The 14,596-nt window shown below is 71.9% G+C and carries 12 protein-coding genes; 4 read left to right on the top strand and 8 right to left on the bottom strand.

From position 1 onward, the window contains the following. Positions 1 to 4 precede the first annotated feature (4 nt). Entirely contained in the window at positions 5 to 883 is an 879-nt protein-coding gene (locus F1615_RS14495) for an endonuclease/exonuclease/phosphatase family protein (RefSeq protein ID WP_149549378.1), read from the bottom strand. A 138-nt stretch (positions 884 to 1,021) separates the two neighbouring features. Here F1615_RS14495 and F1615_RS35625 point away from each other — a divergent pair, with 138 nt between their 5' ends. The 4 genes from F1615_RS35625 (at position 1,022) to F1615_RS14480 (ending at position 4,455) form a co-directional block, all read left to right on the top strand. Continuing rightward, entirely contained in the window at positions 1,022 to 1,162 is a 141-nt protein-coding gene (locus tag F1615_RS35625; RefSeq protein ID WP_167533749.1) for a hypothetical protein, read from the top strand. Positions 1,163 to 1,234: 72 nt separating this feature from the next. Beyond that, the gene (locus tag F1615_RS14490) at positions 1,235 to 1,744 is read left to right on the top strand and encodes a nucleotide triphosphate diphosphatase NUDT15 (RefSeq protein ID WP_149549377.1); all 510 of its coding nucleotides are present in this window, start codon (positions 1,235 to 1,237) and stop codon (positions 1,742 to 1,744) included. A 75-nt stretch (positions 1,745 to 1,819) separates the two neighbouring features. Beyond that, on the top strand, positions 1,820 to 3,022 hold the full coding sequence (locus tag F1615_RS14485) for a globin domain-containing protein (protein ID WP_149549376.1): 1,203 nt from the start codon (positions 1,820 to 1,822) through the stop codon (positions 3,020 to 3,022). Between the two features lie 227 nt (positions 3,023 to 3,249). Next, complete coding sequence (locus F1615_RS14480) at positions 3,250 to 4,455, top strand: serine hydrolase domain-containing protein (RefSeq protein WP_149549375.1); 1,206 nt, start codon at positions 3,250 to 3,252, stop codon at positions 4,453 to 4,455. A 51-nt stretch (positions 4,456 to 4,506) separates the two neighbouring features. On the opposite strand, the gene narI is transcribed toward F1615_RS14480, so the two are convergent. The 7 genes from narI to F1615_RS14445 all read right to left on the bottom strand — a co-directional run bounded on the left by narI (position 4,507) and on the right by F1615_RS14445 (position 14,506). Next, positions 4,507 to 5,274 carry a respiratory nitrate reductase subunit gamma gene (narI, locus tag F1615_RS14475; protein ID WP_149549374.1) on the bottom strand — a complete coding sequence of 256 codons (768 nt, stop codon included), beginning with the start codon at positions 5,272 to 5,274 and terminating at the stop codon, positions 4,507 to 4,509. After that, positions 5,271 to 5,939: a nitrate reductase molybdenum cofactor assembly chaperone gene (gene narJ / locus F1615_RS14470; protein ID WP_149549373.1), complete on the bottom strand. Its 669-nt coding sequence runs from the start codon at positions 5,937 to 5,939 to the stop codon at positions 5,271 to 5,273. Before narJ ends, narI begins: the two co-directional genes overlap by 4 nt. Then, on the bottom strand, positions 5,936 to 7,660 hold the full coding sequence (narH, locus tag F1615_RS14465) for a nitrate reductase subunit beta (RefSeq protein ID WP_149549372.1): 1,725 nt from the start codon (positions 7,658 to 7,660) through the stop codon (positions 5,936 to 5,938). Before narH ends, narJ begins: the two co-directional genes overlap by 4 nt. Position 7,661: 1 nt before the next feature. Next, a complete protein-coding gene (locus F1615_RS14460) occupies positions 7,662 to 11,345 on the bottom strand; it encodes a nitrate reductase subunit alpha (protein ID WP_149549565.1) in 3,684 nt (1,227 codons plus the stop codon). A 253-nt stretch (positions 11,346 to 11,598) separates the two neighbouring features. After that, positions 11,599 to 12,072 carry a hemerythrin domain-containing protein gene (locus F1615_RS14455; protein WP_149549371.1) on the bottom strand — a complete coding sequence of 158 codons (474 nt, stop codon included), beginning with the start codon at positions 12,070 to 12,072 and terminating at the stop codon, positions 11,599 to 11,601. Positions 12,073 to 12,099: 27 nt separating this feature from the next. Then, positions 12,100 to 13,347, bottom strand: a complete 1,248-nt coding sequence (locus F1615_RS14450; protein WP_149549370.1) for an MFS transporter — start codon at positions 13,345 to 13,347, stop codon at positions 12,100 to 12,102. A gap of 121 nt (positions 13,348 to 13,468) precedes the next feature. Next, the gene (locus tag F1615_RS14445) at positions 13,469 to 14,506 is read right to left on the bottom strand and encodes an Acg family FMN-binding oxidoreductase (protein ID WP_244328736.1); all 1,038 of its coding nucleotides are present in this window, start codon (positions 14,504 to 14,506) and stop codon (positions 13,469 to 13,471) included. Positions 14,507 to 14,596 lie beyond the last annotated feature (90 nt).

Genomic DNA, 14,596 nt, shown 5'->3' with positions numbered 1-14,596 from the left:
CGCCTCAGCGCCCGCGCCGGTGCACCGTCAGGTCCGCGACCACGGGCCGGTGGTCCGACGCCTCCGTCGCCACCGCGCGGGCGCCGGTCACCCCGATGTCGGGCGAGACGGTGACCAGGTCGATGCGCTTGGCCGGGTCGACCGCCGGGAACGTGCCGCCACCGCCGGGAGCGGCGTCCCGCAGAGCGCCCCACAGCGGCGCCAACTCGGGCGCGGACGCCTCGGCGTTGAAGTCGCCGACCAGGATCTTCGGTCCCCGGTCGGCGGCCAGCACGGCGAGCATGTCCGCCACCTGGGCCGCGCGGACCGACGGGTCGGCCCGGTAGTCCAGGTGCGTGGAGTAGACGTGCACGTGGGCACCCCGCACGTCGACCACCACCTCGGCGAATCCGGGCCCCGGGGCCGGCACCGGGTCGGGCGTCTGGGTGGAGAGCCGGGTGATCTCGTGGTTCTCGGCGTGGAGCACCGGGTAGCGGCTCAGCACGGCGACGCCGAACTGCCGGCGTTCGCCGTCCGGGGTGGCCGGTTCCAGGTCGTAGACCGGCGCGAAGAACACCCGCATGCGCAGCTTCGCGGCCAGCGCGCGGGCCTCGTCCACGAAATCGCTCCGGGCGCCCCAGTGCACGTCGACCTCCTGGAGACCGATCACGTCGGCGCGCAGACCGCGCAGTGCGGCGGCGGTGCGGTCGAGGCCGAAGACCTGGTCCTGGCCGGCCCCGGCGTGGATGTTGTACGTCGCCACCCGCAGCGGGAGGGCCGGTGCGCGGGAGCCGGGAGCGTCGGTGTCCGCGGCTGCCGCCGGCGCCGCCGCGGCCAGCAGGACGGCGGCGAGCACGGCGGCGACGCGGCCGGTGCGGCCAGGGCGTCGGAATCTGGGCGTCATGCCTTCTCCAGGTCACGTAGGGATGGGACCGGTTCCGCACGGGAGAGCTGAGCGACCGCCGGACGGTCACCGCTGAATGGAAGCACAGCACCGGTCGGACACGCCGTCAGATTCCTTGTACGCGTACCGCCCTGGCCGGTGCGCGCCGGCGCGACCCGCCCCGGGCCTCAGGGACCGGTCGGCCTGGTGGCCGCCTGGCGGGAGACCCATGTCATCACCGACGCCGAGCGCGCCGCACCGGAGCCGGCCGGCGACTACCAGCCCGGCCGGTTCGGCTGAGACGCCCCCGCGAGCGGCCGGCCGTGTCGCGGGCGGTCGGCGCAGCGCGCCCCCGCGGTGTGGAATGGCACGGTGAACACGAAGCAACAGGGCGCCGAGCGCCCCGAACGCGCCCGCCCCACGCCCCACAGTCTGACCGGTGTCGGTCTCGCCGTCCTCGACCCCGCCGGCCGCGTCCTGCTCGGCCTCGGACACGACGGCAGGTGGGAACTGCCGGGCGGCAAGGTGGACCCCGGGGAGGACTTCGAGACGGCGGCCGCGCGCGAACTGGCGGAGGAGACGGGGCTCTCGGTGCCCGTGACGGCCGTTCGGGTGCTGGCGGTCGTCGTGGACGGCCTCCGGGGCCTGACCCGGGTCACGGCCGCGGCGGTCGCCGAGGGAGCGGCGGGCACACCTGTGGTGACCGAGCCGGACAAGATCGTGCGGTGGGAGTGGTTCGCGCGCGGGTCGGTGCCCTCCGCGCTGTTCGGTCCGTCCGCCTCGGTGCTCGACTGCCTGTGGCCCGAGGCCGGTCCCCGGGGGGCGGCCGGCGTGCGCCACTACAGGGTCTTGGGCGACGTCGCGAAGATCACACCCCCCTAAATACGCATCTCGAATACCAATTATCTAGGATGCTGGTGCGCGCGATCACCGAACACTCAGCCAAGGAGCCAGCGGATGCTCTCCCCCCAGTCGATCCCCGTCGTCCGAGCCACACTCCCGGCCGTCGGGGCCTCCCTCAGCTCCATCACCGAGCTGTTCTACCGCCGCATGTTCGAGGAGCGCCCGGAACTGCTGCGTGACCTCTTCAACCGCGGCAACCAGGCCAGCGGGGCACAGCGGCAAGCCCTCGCCGGCGCCGTCGCCGCGTTCGCCACCACACTGGTGGAACGGCCCGGTGAGCGCCCCGACGCCGTCCTCGGGCGCATCGCCCACAAGCACGCCTCGCTGGGCATCACGCCCGATCAGTACACCCTCGTGGGGCGGCACTTGATGGGCGCCGTCGGCGAGGTCCTGGGCGACGCGGTGACCCCGGAGGTGGCAGCCGCCTGGGACGAGGTGTACTGGCTCATGGCCAACGCCCTCATCGCCATGGAGGCACGGCTGTACGCCGAGGCAGGGGTCGAGAACGGCGCCGTCTGGCGCGACATGGAGATCGCCGAGCGCGTCGAGGAGTCCCTGGACACCGCCTCGCTCGAACTGCGCCGGCCCGACGGGCTGCCCACCGAGCCGTTCACCCCCGGCCAGTACGTCAGCGTCCAGGTCGAACTGCCCGACGGGGCCAGGCAGATACGCCAGTACAGCCTCTCCACGGCGCCCGCCCGCAAGACCTGGCGCATCACCGTCAAGCGGGAGCGTTCCGCCGACGGCCGGATCCCCGAGGGCGAGGTGTCCTCCTGGCTGCACGCCCATGCCCGCCCGGGCGACATCGTGAGGGTGTCCCGCCCCTTCGGCGACCTGGTGCTCCCCGAGGGCGACGGTCCCCTGCTCCTCGCCTCCGCCGGAATCGGCATCACGCCCATGCTGTCGATGCTGGACCACCTGGCCAACACCTCCGCCCGGCGGCACGTCACCGTCGTCCACGCCGACCGCTCCCCCGCCCACCACGCACACCGTCTGGAGCTGGACGACCTCGTCAGCCGGCTCCCGAACGGCACGCTGCACCTGTGGTACGAGCGACCGGAGGAACTGGAGGCGGCCCATGTCAACGAGGGCCTGACCGACGTCGCCCGGCTGTCCCTGCCCGAGGGCGTCACCGCCTTCCTGTGCGGACCGCTCCCCTTCATGCGGGCCGTCCGCGGTGACCTGCTCGGTCAGGGACTCGGTCCCAAGGACATCCACTACGAGGTGTTCGGCCCGGACCTCTGGCTGAGCAAGTAGCACCGTGCGGAAGGCGGGCGCTCCCGGGGGCGCCCGCCTTCCGCACGGCTGACACGACACGGTCGATCCCGTGTGACCGGCATGCCGTCGGTCCCGGTGCACTACGATGCGAGCGTTGCCGCCCCGCCACCGGTGACCCGCCCGACTGCCTTGTCATCAAAGGAAGTTGAGCCGATCACGGACGGCTGCGGACGCCCCTCAGTCCCCCACACTCAGAAAAGACGCGGATGCGGATCAAAGACGTGAGCATGGTGCTCGCCGGCGCCACCCTGATCGTCACGCTGGCAGCCCCTCCGGCCCTCGCCGACGGCACCTCCCTGCCCGCCCCGGACATCGCCGCCGTGAGCGCCGTCCACAAGACGGCCCTGACGCAAGGGGCTCCGGGAGCCCTCACCCGGATCGACGAGGGCCGCACCAGCCATCACGTCGCCACCGGCGAGGCCGACACCGCCGCCCACACGCAGATGGACACCGGGCGACGGTTCCGCGTGGGCAGCGTCAGCAAGACCTTCACCGCGGTGGTGCTGCTGCAGCTCGTCGCCGAGGGACGCGTCGACCTCGACGCCCCGGCCAACCGCTACCTGCCCGAGCCACTGCCGGACGACCGCATCACCGTCCGTCATCTGCTCAGCCACCGCAGCGGGCTGTACGACTACACCAACGACATGTTCTACAACACCGTCCCGGGCTTCGAGGCGGTCCGCGACAAGGTCTTCGGCTACCAGGAACTGATCGACCTCTCCACGGCACGGCCCCTGAACAACGCGCCGGGCGCCGCCTACAGCTACTCCAACACCAACTTCGTCGCGCTGGGCCTGCTCATCGAGCACGTCACCGGCACCCCTGTCGCCAGCCACTACCAGGAGCGCATCGTCGCGCCCCTGCGGCTGAGGAACACCTCCTACGTCCACCCGCGGACGTCCCTCTCCGGTTCGTACGCCCGTGGTTACCTCCGTCAGGACGACACCACCCTGCCGCTGGTCGACTCCACCGAGCAGACCGTCTCCTGGGCCCAGTCCGCGGGAGCGGTCATCTCCAACGGCAAGGACCTCAACCGCTTCTTCTCCGCGCTGCTGTCCGGGAAGCTCCTGCCCGCCGAACAGCTCGAGGACATGACCACCATGGTCCCGGTGACCGCGGACGGGAAGCAGTCCTACGGGCTGGGCCTGCGGGGCCGGAAGCTCTCCTGCGGCACCACCGTCTACGGCCACACCGGCACCGTGCAGGGCTACTACACCTACGCCTTCACCACCGGCGACGGCGCCCGCAGCATGACCTCCCTGGCCAACACCTCCAACAACGGAACGGTCAACGCCACCCTCGGCGGCACCCTGGACGCCTCGTTCTGCGGCTCCGGCGCGGCCGCCGCCCGGCGCACCGCCGTCACCGGGTCCTTCACCGAGGACATCGCCCCGCAGGTCACCCGCGACTGACCCGCCGGACGCCTCCAGCCGCCCCGGCCGGCCACCCGTCCGGCCGGGGCGCTACCGGATGCGCTCCCAGCCCCGTTGCGGGGCGCGGCTGCCGAGCTGGGTGTCGCGGCTGCGGTAGACGATGTAGGGGCGGGTCAGGTAGCCGAGGGGCGCCGTGAGCATGTGGACGAGCCGGGTGAAGGGCCAGGCGGCGAAGAGCAGCAGGGCGCTCACGGCGTGGAGCTGGAAGAGCACCGGGACGCCCGTCATCAGGTCCGCGTCGGGTTGCAGGTAGAAGATCGAGCGGAACCAGGGGGAGATGGTCTCGCGGTAGTTGTAGCCCCCGCCGACGAGGTTCGCCGCCACGGTCGCTGCGAGCCCCAGCCCGATCGTCACCGTCAGGGACAGGTACATGGCCTTGTCGTTGCGGGTGGTGGCCGAGAAGACCGGGCCGACGGTGCGCCGCCGGTAGATCAGGATGGCCAGGCCCCCGAGGGTGCAGACGCCGGCGATCGTCCCGAGGACGACGGCGACGACATGGTAGGTGTGCTCGCTGATGCCCGCGGCGTCGGTCCAGCTCTCCGGCACGAGCAGTCCGCCGATGTGGCCCAGCAGCACGACGAGGATGCCGAAGTGGAACAGCGGGCTGCCGATGCGCAGCAGACGGCGTTCGTAGAGCTGGGAGGACCGGGTGGTCCAGCCGAACTTGTCGTAGCGGTAGCGCCAGACGTGGCCGAGGACGAAGACCGCGAGGCTGATGTAGGGCAGCACGACCCACAGCAGGATGCCGCCGGTGCCGGACTCCACCGCCAGGGGGAGGGCTTGCGCGGATGCGGTCATCGGGGGCCTCCAGCGGACGGGGCGGGCATGTACTGGGGCGGCGCGTAGGGGTCGAGGCCCACCTGTTCCTCGGGCGGGCCCGCGGCGGCGAGCCGGGCGACCGCGTCACGTTCGTCGCCGGCGAGCGCGGGCAGTGTGGCGGAGACGGAGCTCAGCAGGTCCGCCCAGGGGGCACGGTCGTCGAGCAGGGCGAGGCGCAGCAGTTCCAGTCCGGCCCGGTGCTCGGTGAGCAGGCGCAGGCCGGTCGCCGGGTCGGTGGCGGCGAACTCCAGGACGACGGCGAGGTGGTCGGGCAGTTCGTCGTCGCTGAGCCGCCAGCCGGCCTTGGCGTAGGTCTGCTTGAGCCGGAGCAGCGCGATGCCCCGTTTGCGGGTGTCGCCGTGGGCGTAGTACGTGAGGAACGGGCAGCAGCGTTTGCGGTGGTCGAAGGTGGCCACGTAGGCGGCGGCCAGGGCTTCGGTGCCGGCGCGTTCGGCGTGCTCGACGAAGCGGAGCAGGGGATCGCGCACCTCGGCGGGCAGTGCGGGGGCCGCCCGCCGGGCCAGGGACAGACGGCCGGCCTGGTCCTCGTCGGGGTAGGCCAGGAGCAGGGACTGCATCTGCCAGGCGTACGAGTGCCACGGCTGGATCCGGTGCGCGGGCCTGAGCGTGAACTTGTTCCTCATGGCTTAGGTCCGACCTCTCCGCCGCTGTCCGGGCTGGCGGGACGGTCCCCGTCACCGGGCGGGAAGAGGCCGGGTGGGCTGCCCTTGCCGTCCCAGTTGAGGAGGTTGACGCGGGTCCCCTTGTCGTCCGGGGTGGCCGGGGTGTCGGAGAGCTGGCGGTCGCGCAGGGCGCGGTAGTTCTCCACCGCGATCGGCGCGGCGCCGCCGGACGCCTCACCGAAGGGGCCGGAGCCGCCCATCCCGGGGCCGCCCTCGTAGTCGAGGCTGCACTCGGTGGCCAGTTCCTCCAGCTGGTGGGCCTGCTCGGCGTGCGCCGTCGGGATGACGTACCGCTCGTCGTACTTGGCCAGGGCGAGCAGCCGGTACATGTCGTACATCTGCTCCTCGCCCATGCCGACGGCCTCGGGGATGGAGGCGTCGGGCTCGCGGCCCAGGTTGATGTCGCGCATGTAGGCGCGCATGGCTGCCAGGCGGCGCAGTACCGCGTCCACGGGTGCGGGGTCGCCGGCGGTGAACAGCTGGGCGAGGTAGTCGACGGGGATGCGCAGGGCGTCCACGGCGGCGAAGAGGTTGCGGTGGTCCTCGGCGTCCTGTCCGGTGTCGCGGACGGCGTCGACGACCGGGGACAGCGGCGGGATGTACCAGACCATGGGCATGGTGCGGTACTCCGGGTGCAGCGGCAGGGCCACCTTGTACGTGTTGATCAGGGCGTGGATCGGGGAGCGCTGGGCGGCCTCGATCCAGTCCCGCGGGATGTCCGCCCTCTCCGCCGCGGCGACCACCTCGGGGTCGTTCGGGTCGAGGAAGACCTGCCGCTGGGCCTCGTACAGGCCGGTGTCGTCGGGAGTGGAGGCGGCCTCCAGCACCCTGTCGGCGTCGTAGAGGACGAGGCCGATGTAGCGCAGCCGGCCGACGCAGGTCTCGGAGCAGACGGTGGGCAGGCCGACCTCGATGCGCGGGAAGCAGAAGGTGCACTTCTCGGCCTTGCCGGTGCGGTGGTTGAAGTACACCTTCTTGTAGGGGCAGCCGGTGACGCACATCCGCCAGCCCCGGCAGCGGTCCTGGTCGACCAGGACGATGCCGTCCTCCTCGCGCTTGTAGATCGCGCCGGAGGGACAGGACGCCGCGCAGGACGGGTTGAGGCAGTGCTCGCAGATGCGCGGCAGGTAGAACATGAAGGTCTGCTCGAACTCGAACTTGATCTTCTCCGAGACCTCGTTCAGCAGCACGTCCTTCTCACCGTGCTCCGCCGATCCGCCGAGGTCGTCGTCCCAGTTGGCCGACCAGGAGATCTTCATGTCCTTGCCGGAGATGAGCGACTTCGGGCGGGCGACGGGGGTGTGGTCCTGCAGCGGGGCGTTGGTCAGGGTCTCGTAGTCGTACGTCCAGGGCTCGTAGTAGTCGTCCAGGGACGGCAGGACGGGGTTGGCGAAGATGGTGATCAGCTTCTTGAAGCGGCCGCCCGCCTTGAGCGCGAGCCGGCCCTTCTTGTTCAGCTCCCAGCCGCCCCGCCACCGCTCCTGGTCCTCGTAGCGGCGCGGATAGCCCTGGCCGGGCCGGGTCTCGACATTGTTGAACCACACGTACTCGACACCGGTGCGGTTCGTCCACGCCTGCTTGCAGGTGACCGAGCACGTGTGGCAGCCGATGCACTTGTCGAGGTTCATCACCATCGCCATCTGGGCCATCACGCGTCCGATGGGAGCTTCGCCGCGGGGCATCTCAGTACTCCACTTCCTGGTTCGTACGGCGGCGGATGACGGTGACCTCGTCGCGCTGGTTGCCGGTCGGGCCGAGATAGTTGAAGGCGTAACTCAACTGGGCGTAGCCGCCGATGAGGTGGCTGGGTTTGATCAGCAGCCGGGTCAGGGAGTTGTGGATGCCGCCGCGCCGGCCGGTGGTCTCGGTGCGGGGCACGTCGATGAGCCGGTCCTGGGCGTGGTACATGTACACGGTTCCCTCGGGCATGCGGTGCGAGACGACCGCGCGGGCGGCGACGACGCCGTTGCGGTTCACGGCCTCGATCCAGTCGTTGTCCCTCACTCCCACCTTCGCCGCGTCCTGGGTACTCATCCAAATGGTCGGACCGCCCCGGGACAGGGACAGCATGAAGAGGTTGTCCTGGTACTCGGAGTGGATGGACCACTTGTTGTGGGGAGTCAGGTAGCGCACTGTCACGCCGAGTTCGCCCGTCTCGCCGAGGCGGGGCTCGTCGAAGAGCGCGTGCATGTTCAACGGTGGCCGGTACACGGGCAGTTGTTCGCCGAGAGCGGTCATCCAGTCGTGGTCGAGGTAGAAGTGCTGGCGGCCGGTGAGGGTGTGCCAGGGCTTGGAACGCTCGACGTTGACGGTGAAGGGCGAGTAGCGCCGCCCGCCGGTCTCGGAGCCGGACCACTCGGGTGAGGTGATGACGGGGACCGGGGCGGCCTGGGTGTCGGCGAAGGTGATCTGTTTGCCCTCGTGCTCGGCGGCCAGATCGGCGAGCCGGGTGCCGGTGCGGGCCTCCAGGGTGTGGAACCCCTGGGTGGCGAGGTGGCCGTTGGTGGTGCCGGACAGGGCGAGGATCGCCTCGCAGGCGTGGGAGTCCCGGGCGATCGAGGGGCGGCCGTCCGCGGCTCCGCCGCGCACGGTGCCGTTCTTGTGCCGCAGGTATTCCAGTTCGCGGTCGACCTTGAAGGTGATGCCCTTGGTGGTGGCGCCCAGGGAGTCCAGCAGGGGGCCGAGGGCCCCCATCTTGTCGGCGACGGCGCCGTAGTCGCGCTCGACGGTGATCAGTTTCGGCATCGTGCGGCCCGGAACCGGCTCGCACTCCCCCGCCTTCCAGTCCCGCACCCGCCCGTGCGGGGTGGCCAGCGCGTCGGGGGTGTCGTGCAGCAGCGGCGCGGCCACCAGGTCCTTGCGCACGCCGAGGTGGTCGGCGGCCTGGCGGCTGAACTCCTTGGCGAGGGTGTGGAAGATGTCGAAATCGGTGCGGGTCTGCCAGGGCGGTGCGATCGCCGGGTTGAAGGAGTGCACGAAGGGGTGCATGTCCGTGCTGGACAGGTCGTACTTCTCGTACCAGGTCGCGGCCGGCAGCACGATGTCGGAGAAGACGGTGGTGCTGGTCATGCGGAAGTCGAGGGTGAGCAGCAGGTCGAGCTTGCCCTCCGGCGCCTCGTCGCGCCACACCACGTCGCTGGGGCGGGCGCCCGGGGGAGCCTCGGTGGCGCGCACCGAGGAGTCGGTGCCCAGCAGGTGCTTGAGGAAGTACTCGTTGCCCTTGGCCGACGAGCCCAGCAGGTTGGCCCGCCACACGGTGAGCACCCGGGGGAAGTTCTCCGGCGCGTCCGGGTCCTCGCCGGCGAACCGGAGCCGCCCGGCCTTGAGTTCGTCCACGACGTGGTCGGCCGGTGACCTGCCCTCGCGTTCGGCCTCGTCCGCGAGGTCCAGCGGGTTGCGGTCGAAGGTGGGATAGGAGGGCATCCATCCCATCCGGGCCGAGGCGGCGATGACGTCCGCCGTGCTCTTCCCGGCGAACGGTCCGTCGGCGCCCGCCGCGGCGAGGGTGTCGGCGGAGAACGGGTCGTAGCGGAACTGGTCGCTGTGCAGGTACCAGTAGGCGGTCTGGATCATCTGGCGGGCGGGACGGTTCCAGTCGGAGGCCGTGGCGATCGCCGAGTAGCCGGTGATCGGACGGACCTTCTCCTGACCGACGTAGTGCGCCCAGCCGCCGCCGTTGACGCCCTGGCAGCCGGTCAGGGTGGTCAGGGTGAGGAACGAGCGGTAGATGGTGTCGGAGTGGAACCAGTGGTTCGTTCCCGCCCCCATGATGATCATGGAGCGGCCCCGGGAGTCCTCCGCGTTGGCGGCGAACTCCCTGGCGATCCGCGCCGCCCGGTCCGCGTCCACGCCGGTGATCGCGGCCTGCCAGGCGGGGGTGTACGGCTCGTCCGGGTCGTCGTAGCCGGCGGGCCAGTTCCCGGGCAGTCCCTCGCGGGCCACGCCGTACTGGGCGAGCAGCAGGTCGTAGACGGTGGTCACCAGCCGTCCGGCCACCCGGCGCACCGGGACTCCGCGGCGCAGCCGTGCGGCGCCGCCGTCCGGGGTGTCGAAGCGGGGCAGGCCGACGACGGCGGCCGGCTCGTCGCCGCCCTCGGCGGACAGCAGGGGGCGCACCTCACCGAGGTCGAGGTTCCACTTGCCGGCGCCCGCTTCGCCGAAGCGGTCGCCGAGGGTGCCGCCCGGAACCACGGGCAGGCCCGTGGCGCCGTCCAGCAGCACCGTCCTGAAGTCGGCGTTCTCGGCCCGGGCGTGCTCGCCGCCGAGGTCGGAGGCGGTGAGGAACTTCCCCGGCGTGTACGTGCCCGGCTCGTCCTCGTTCTCGTCGAGCGCGACCAGGAAGGGAAGGTCGGTGAACCGCCGGACGTAGTCGGCGAAGTAGGGGGTCTCGCGGTCGACGAAGAACTCCTTGAGGACCACGTGCCCCATGGCCATCGCCAGCGCGCCGTCCGTGCCGGGCTGCGCGGCCAGCCACTCGTCGGCGAACTTCACGTTGTCCGCGTAGTCCGGGGAGACCGCCACCACCTTCTGTCCGCGGTAGCGGGCCTCGGCCATCCAGTGGGCGTCCGGGGTGCGGGTCACCGGCAGGTTGGAGCCCCACATGATGAGGTACCCCGCGTCCCACCAGTCCCCGGACTCCGGTACGTCGGTCTGGTCGCCGAACACCTGGGGCGAGGCGACGGGCAGGTCGGCGTACCAGTCGTAGAAGGAGAGCATCACCCCGCCGAGCAGGGAGTAGAAACGGGCCCCGGCGGCGTGGGAGACCATCGACATGGCCGGGATCGGGGAGAACCCGGCCAGCCGGTCCGGGCCGTGGTGCTTGATGGTGTGCACATGCGCGGCGGCGGCCATCTCCGCCGCCTCGGCCCAGGTCGCCCGGACCAGACCGCCCTTGCCGCGCGCCCGCTTGTAGCGGCGGGAGCGCTCGGGGTCGGAGACGATGTCCGCCCAGGCCGCCACCGGGTCCCCCAGCCGGGCCTTGGCCTCGCGGTACATCTGCAGCAGCACACCGCGCACGTACGGGTAGCGGACCCGGGTCGGCGAGTAGGTGTACCAGGAGAAGGCCGCTCCCCGGGGACAGCCGCGCGGCTCGTACTCGGGGCGGTCCGGGCCGACGGACGGATAGTCGGTCTGCTGGGCCTCCCAGGTGATGATCCCGTCCTTGACGTACACCTTCCAGGAGCAGGAGCCGGTGCAGTTGACGCCGTGGGTGGAGCGCACCACCTTGTCGTGCGACCAGCGGTCACGGTAGAACTCGTCCGCCTGGCGGCCGCCCTTGCGGTGCATCGAGCGCAGGTCCCCGGACACCTCGGCCCGGGTGAAGAAGCGGCGTGAGCGGACGAGTGCCTGAGCCACCTCACCGTCCATGCCCGGGGCGCTCTCCGCCCGGCCCGTCGATCCCGGTGTCGGGCTTGCCTCCGTGCTCACTCCGTCGCTCCTTCCCGGACGCTGCGCGCCCGTGGGATGCTCGCTCGGGTCCCGGCCGTCGTACGCACTGGCTCGTCTTACCTGACCGCCGGACAGATATGCGGAACCAGTGCATCTTTTTGACCGCGAGTCCCTTTGTACCCTCCTTTCACACCGTCCGGGAGGTGGAGCGGCCGGTCGGACCTGGCCCGTCTCAGCCGGCCGGCTGCTCCATGCGGGTGCCGGCGCGGGCGCGCACCGCCTCGACCGTCTCCCATTCCTCGGTGGACAGCGCCGCCAGCGCGGCCGGGAAGACACCGTCCTGTTCCTTCAGGATGTGCAGGCGCAGCAGGTCGAGCGTCCGGATCAGCCGGTCCGGCCAGGTGGCGTCCCGCGGCGCGCCCGCCCCGGCCTCCGCCAGCACGGCCTCGATCCGGCGGTGCTCCTCCTCCAGGACGGCCAGCTGCTCGGGGAACTCGTCGGCGAGCGCGGGGAACAGCCCGTGCTCCTCCACCTCGGTGTGCGGCTCCAGCACGTCACCGATCCGGCGGGCCAGCTCCGCCATCCGGTCGATGTCGCCGTCGCGGCGGGCGTCACGGACGTGGCTGATCAGGTGCACCACCTCGTCGTGCTCGCGGGTGAGTTCGTCGATCGCCGTGAGCGACTGGCAGCCGCAGTACTCGCACATGATGTGACTCCTTGACGCGGTGAGAGGTCAGTGCGCCTGGGGGGCGGTGACGCGGCGGTCGATGCCGCGGCGGACGACGGTCCCGGTGTAGAACAGCGCCGCCGCGGCCACCAGGGCCAGCAGGATCAGGCCCCAGGCGTAGGAGCCGTACGCGCCGTACAGGGCGCCCATCACCAGCGGGGGCAGGAAGCCGCCGAGGCCGCCGGCCGCGCCGACGACGCCGGTGACCGATCCGACCTTGTTCGCCGGGGCCAGCAGGGCCACCAGGGCGAAGACGGCGCCGCTGCCCGCGCCGAGCGCGGCGGCCATGGTGAGGAAGGCGATGGTGCCGACGGGTGCCAGGGACGGGGTGAACGACTGCACGAACGCGCCGGCGACCACCAGGGCCAGTGAGCCGCTCAGCACCCGCACCGGGCCGATGCGGTCCGACAGCCAGCCGCCGACGGGCCGCATGGCCACGGCCAGCAGCACGAACCCCGCCATGCGGTTGGCCGCGTCCGCCTGGGTGAGGCCGTAACCGGTCTTGAGGTAGGTGGGCAGGTACACGGAGAAGGCGACGTAGCCGCCGAAGGCCACCGCGTACAGGGCGGAGGCCTGCCAGGTGACGCTCAGCTTGAAGGTGGCGCTCAGCCGGCGGGCCAGCGGCTCGGTCGGCACGGTCCGCCCGGGGGCGTCGCGCAGCAGGAGGGCCGAAGCCACCGCGTACACGGCGAGCACCGCGGCGGTGATCAGGAAGGGGTTGGCCATCCCGTTCGCGTCGACGAGCTTGACCGTGGTGAGTGCGCTGATCGCGGTGCCGCCCATGCCGGCTCCGAAGACCCCGATGGCCAGGCCCCGGCGCTCGGGCGGGAACCACGCGCTGACGAACGGCACACCGACGGCGAACGCGGTGCCGCCGATTCCGAGGAAGAAGCCGCCGGCCAGCAGGGCGGGGAGCGAGGAGTGCCCGGCCAGACCCAGGTAGAGCACGGGCACGATGGTGGCCGCGGAGACCAGCGGGAACATCACCCGTCCGCCGAACCGGTCGGTGAGGGCCCCGACCGGGATGCGGCCCAGGGAGCCCACGATCACCGGCACGGCCACCAGCAGCGACTGCTGGAACGACGACAGGCCCAGGGAGTCCTGGAGCCGGGGGGCGAGAGGGCTGAGCAGGGCCCAGGCCCAGAAGTTCAGGGCGAACCCGGCCGTGGCCAGGGCCAGCATCAGCCAGGCCCGGCCGGTCACGGCCGCACCGGGTCGCGGTGCTCGATCGGATGTGCTCGACGGCTGGAGCATGCCGCCCGTCCTCCCTGTTCGCGGTGCGGCCCGATCACGTCGGTGCCGCGGGTGCCCGGACTCTGTGCCGGCGTCCCAACGACCACTATCGGCCGGGGGGACGCGGTGACGCGTTGGGCCGTCAGTCCTTCGCGCCGGGGTCCGGCGGTCCCGGTTGTGAGGTCCGAACGGCGTGCGGCACCGGCCGGTCGGCCGGACGTGCCGCCGCGCGAGGCGTACGCGTACCCCTCGCCTCGGGGCCGTAACCGAAGCGGATCAGCACGTGCGGGCTGCACCACTTGGCCGCGGGGGCCCGCATCGCCGACCGCAGGTCCGGCCATTCCATGGCCTGATGGAGGAGCGAGGTCCGCACCCCGTGCACCGTGGCCACCAGAAGTGCCCGTTCCAGTGCCTGGCCCGCCAGCAGCCAGTCACGCGGCCGGTCTCCGACGGTCCACAGCAGGGCGACCTGGGCGTGCCGTTCGAACCGCAGGCGCGGCCGTCCGGGCGCGGGCGGGCGGCCGGTGAAGTCACGCATCGGCATGCGCCCGGCGGCGTCGAGCGGGCGGGACGTGGTGAACGGGATGCCGTAGGGACTCGATCCGGGCGGAGCGATCCAGGCGCGGCTCTCGGCCGTACGCGCCTCGTCCGCGGTGTTGCGCAGTTCGGCCGCCGACGTCACTCGCAGCAGCCGGCGGGTGTGGAGGATGTCCGGGACGTACAGGTGCGCGCCCTCGGCCCGCGCGGCGGCGACCAGGTCGGCGACGACCGGCTCGGGCACCGGGCGGCCGGTGAACGGCATCCGGCTGGAGTGGCGCCGGGCCACGGCCGTGTACAGCGTGCGGTAGTCCGGCGCGTTGTCGGCGGGGACGGTCAGCTGCACGGTGGCGAGCAGTTCGGGGTCGCAGGGGTCCGGCAGCAGGTGGGGCACGGGCTGCCAGCCGAGGTGGGCCGCGGCGACCCGCAGGTTGAACACCGCCGAGCCCGCGGACAGGTACATGGCCCGCCCCTCCGGGTCGGCGAGGGCCAGGGACCGGCTGCGGTCGGCGTGGACCGTGACCGCCCGGGTGCTCAGGTCGAAGCCGAAGCGCCAGGGCTGCGTGTTGTGGATCGACGGCGCCGCCACCGCCGCGGCCAGCAGCGTCTCCAGCGCGAGGGCGTCGATCTTGTCGGTGTGCATCGTGGCTCCTCGCTGTGCGGGAACCTCCAGGTGGAGGAGGACTGTCCTTGATCCCCACCCTCCGTCACCGCCCGGCGCGCGACGAGGGCC

It is taken from the genome of Streptomyces marokkonensis, from assembly GCF_008312835.1.
Taxonomy (GTDB): domain Bacteria; phylum Actinomycetota; class Actinomycetes; order Streptomycetales; family Streptomycetaceae; genus Streptomyces; species Streptomyces marokkonensis_A.
Note: the sequence above shows the minus strand (reverse complement) of the source record. Positions and strands in the feature narration are given on the sequence as shown.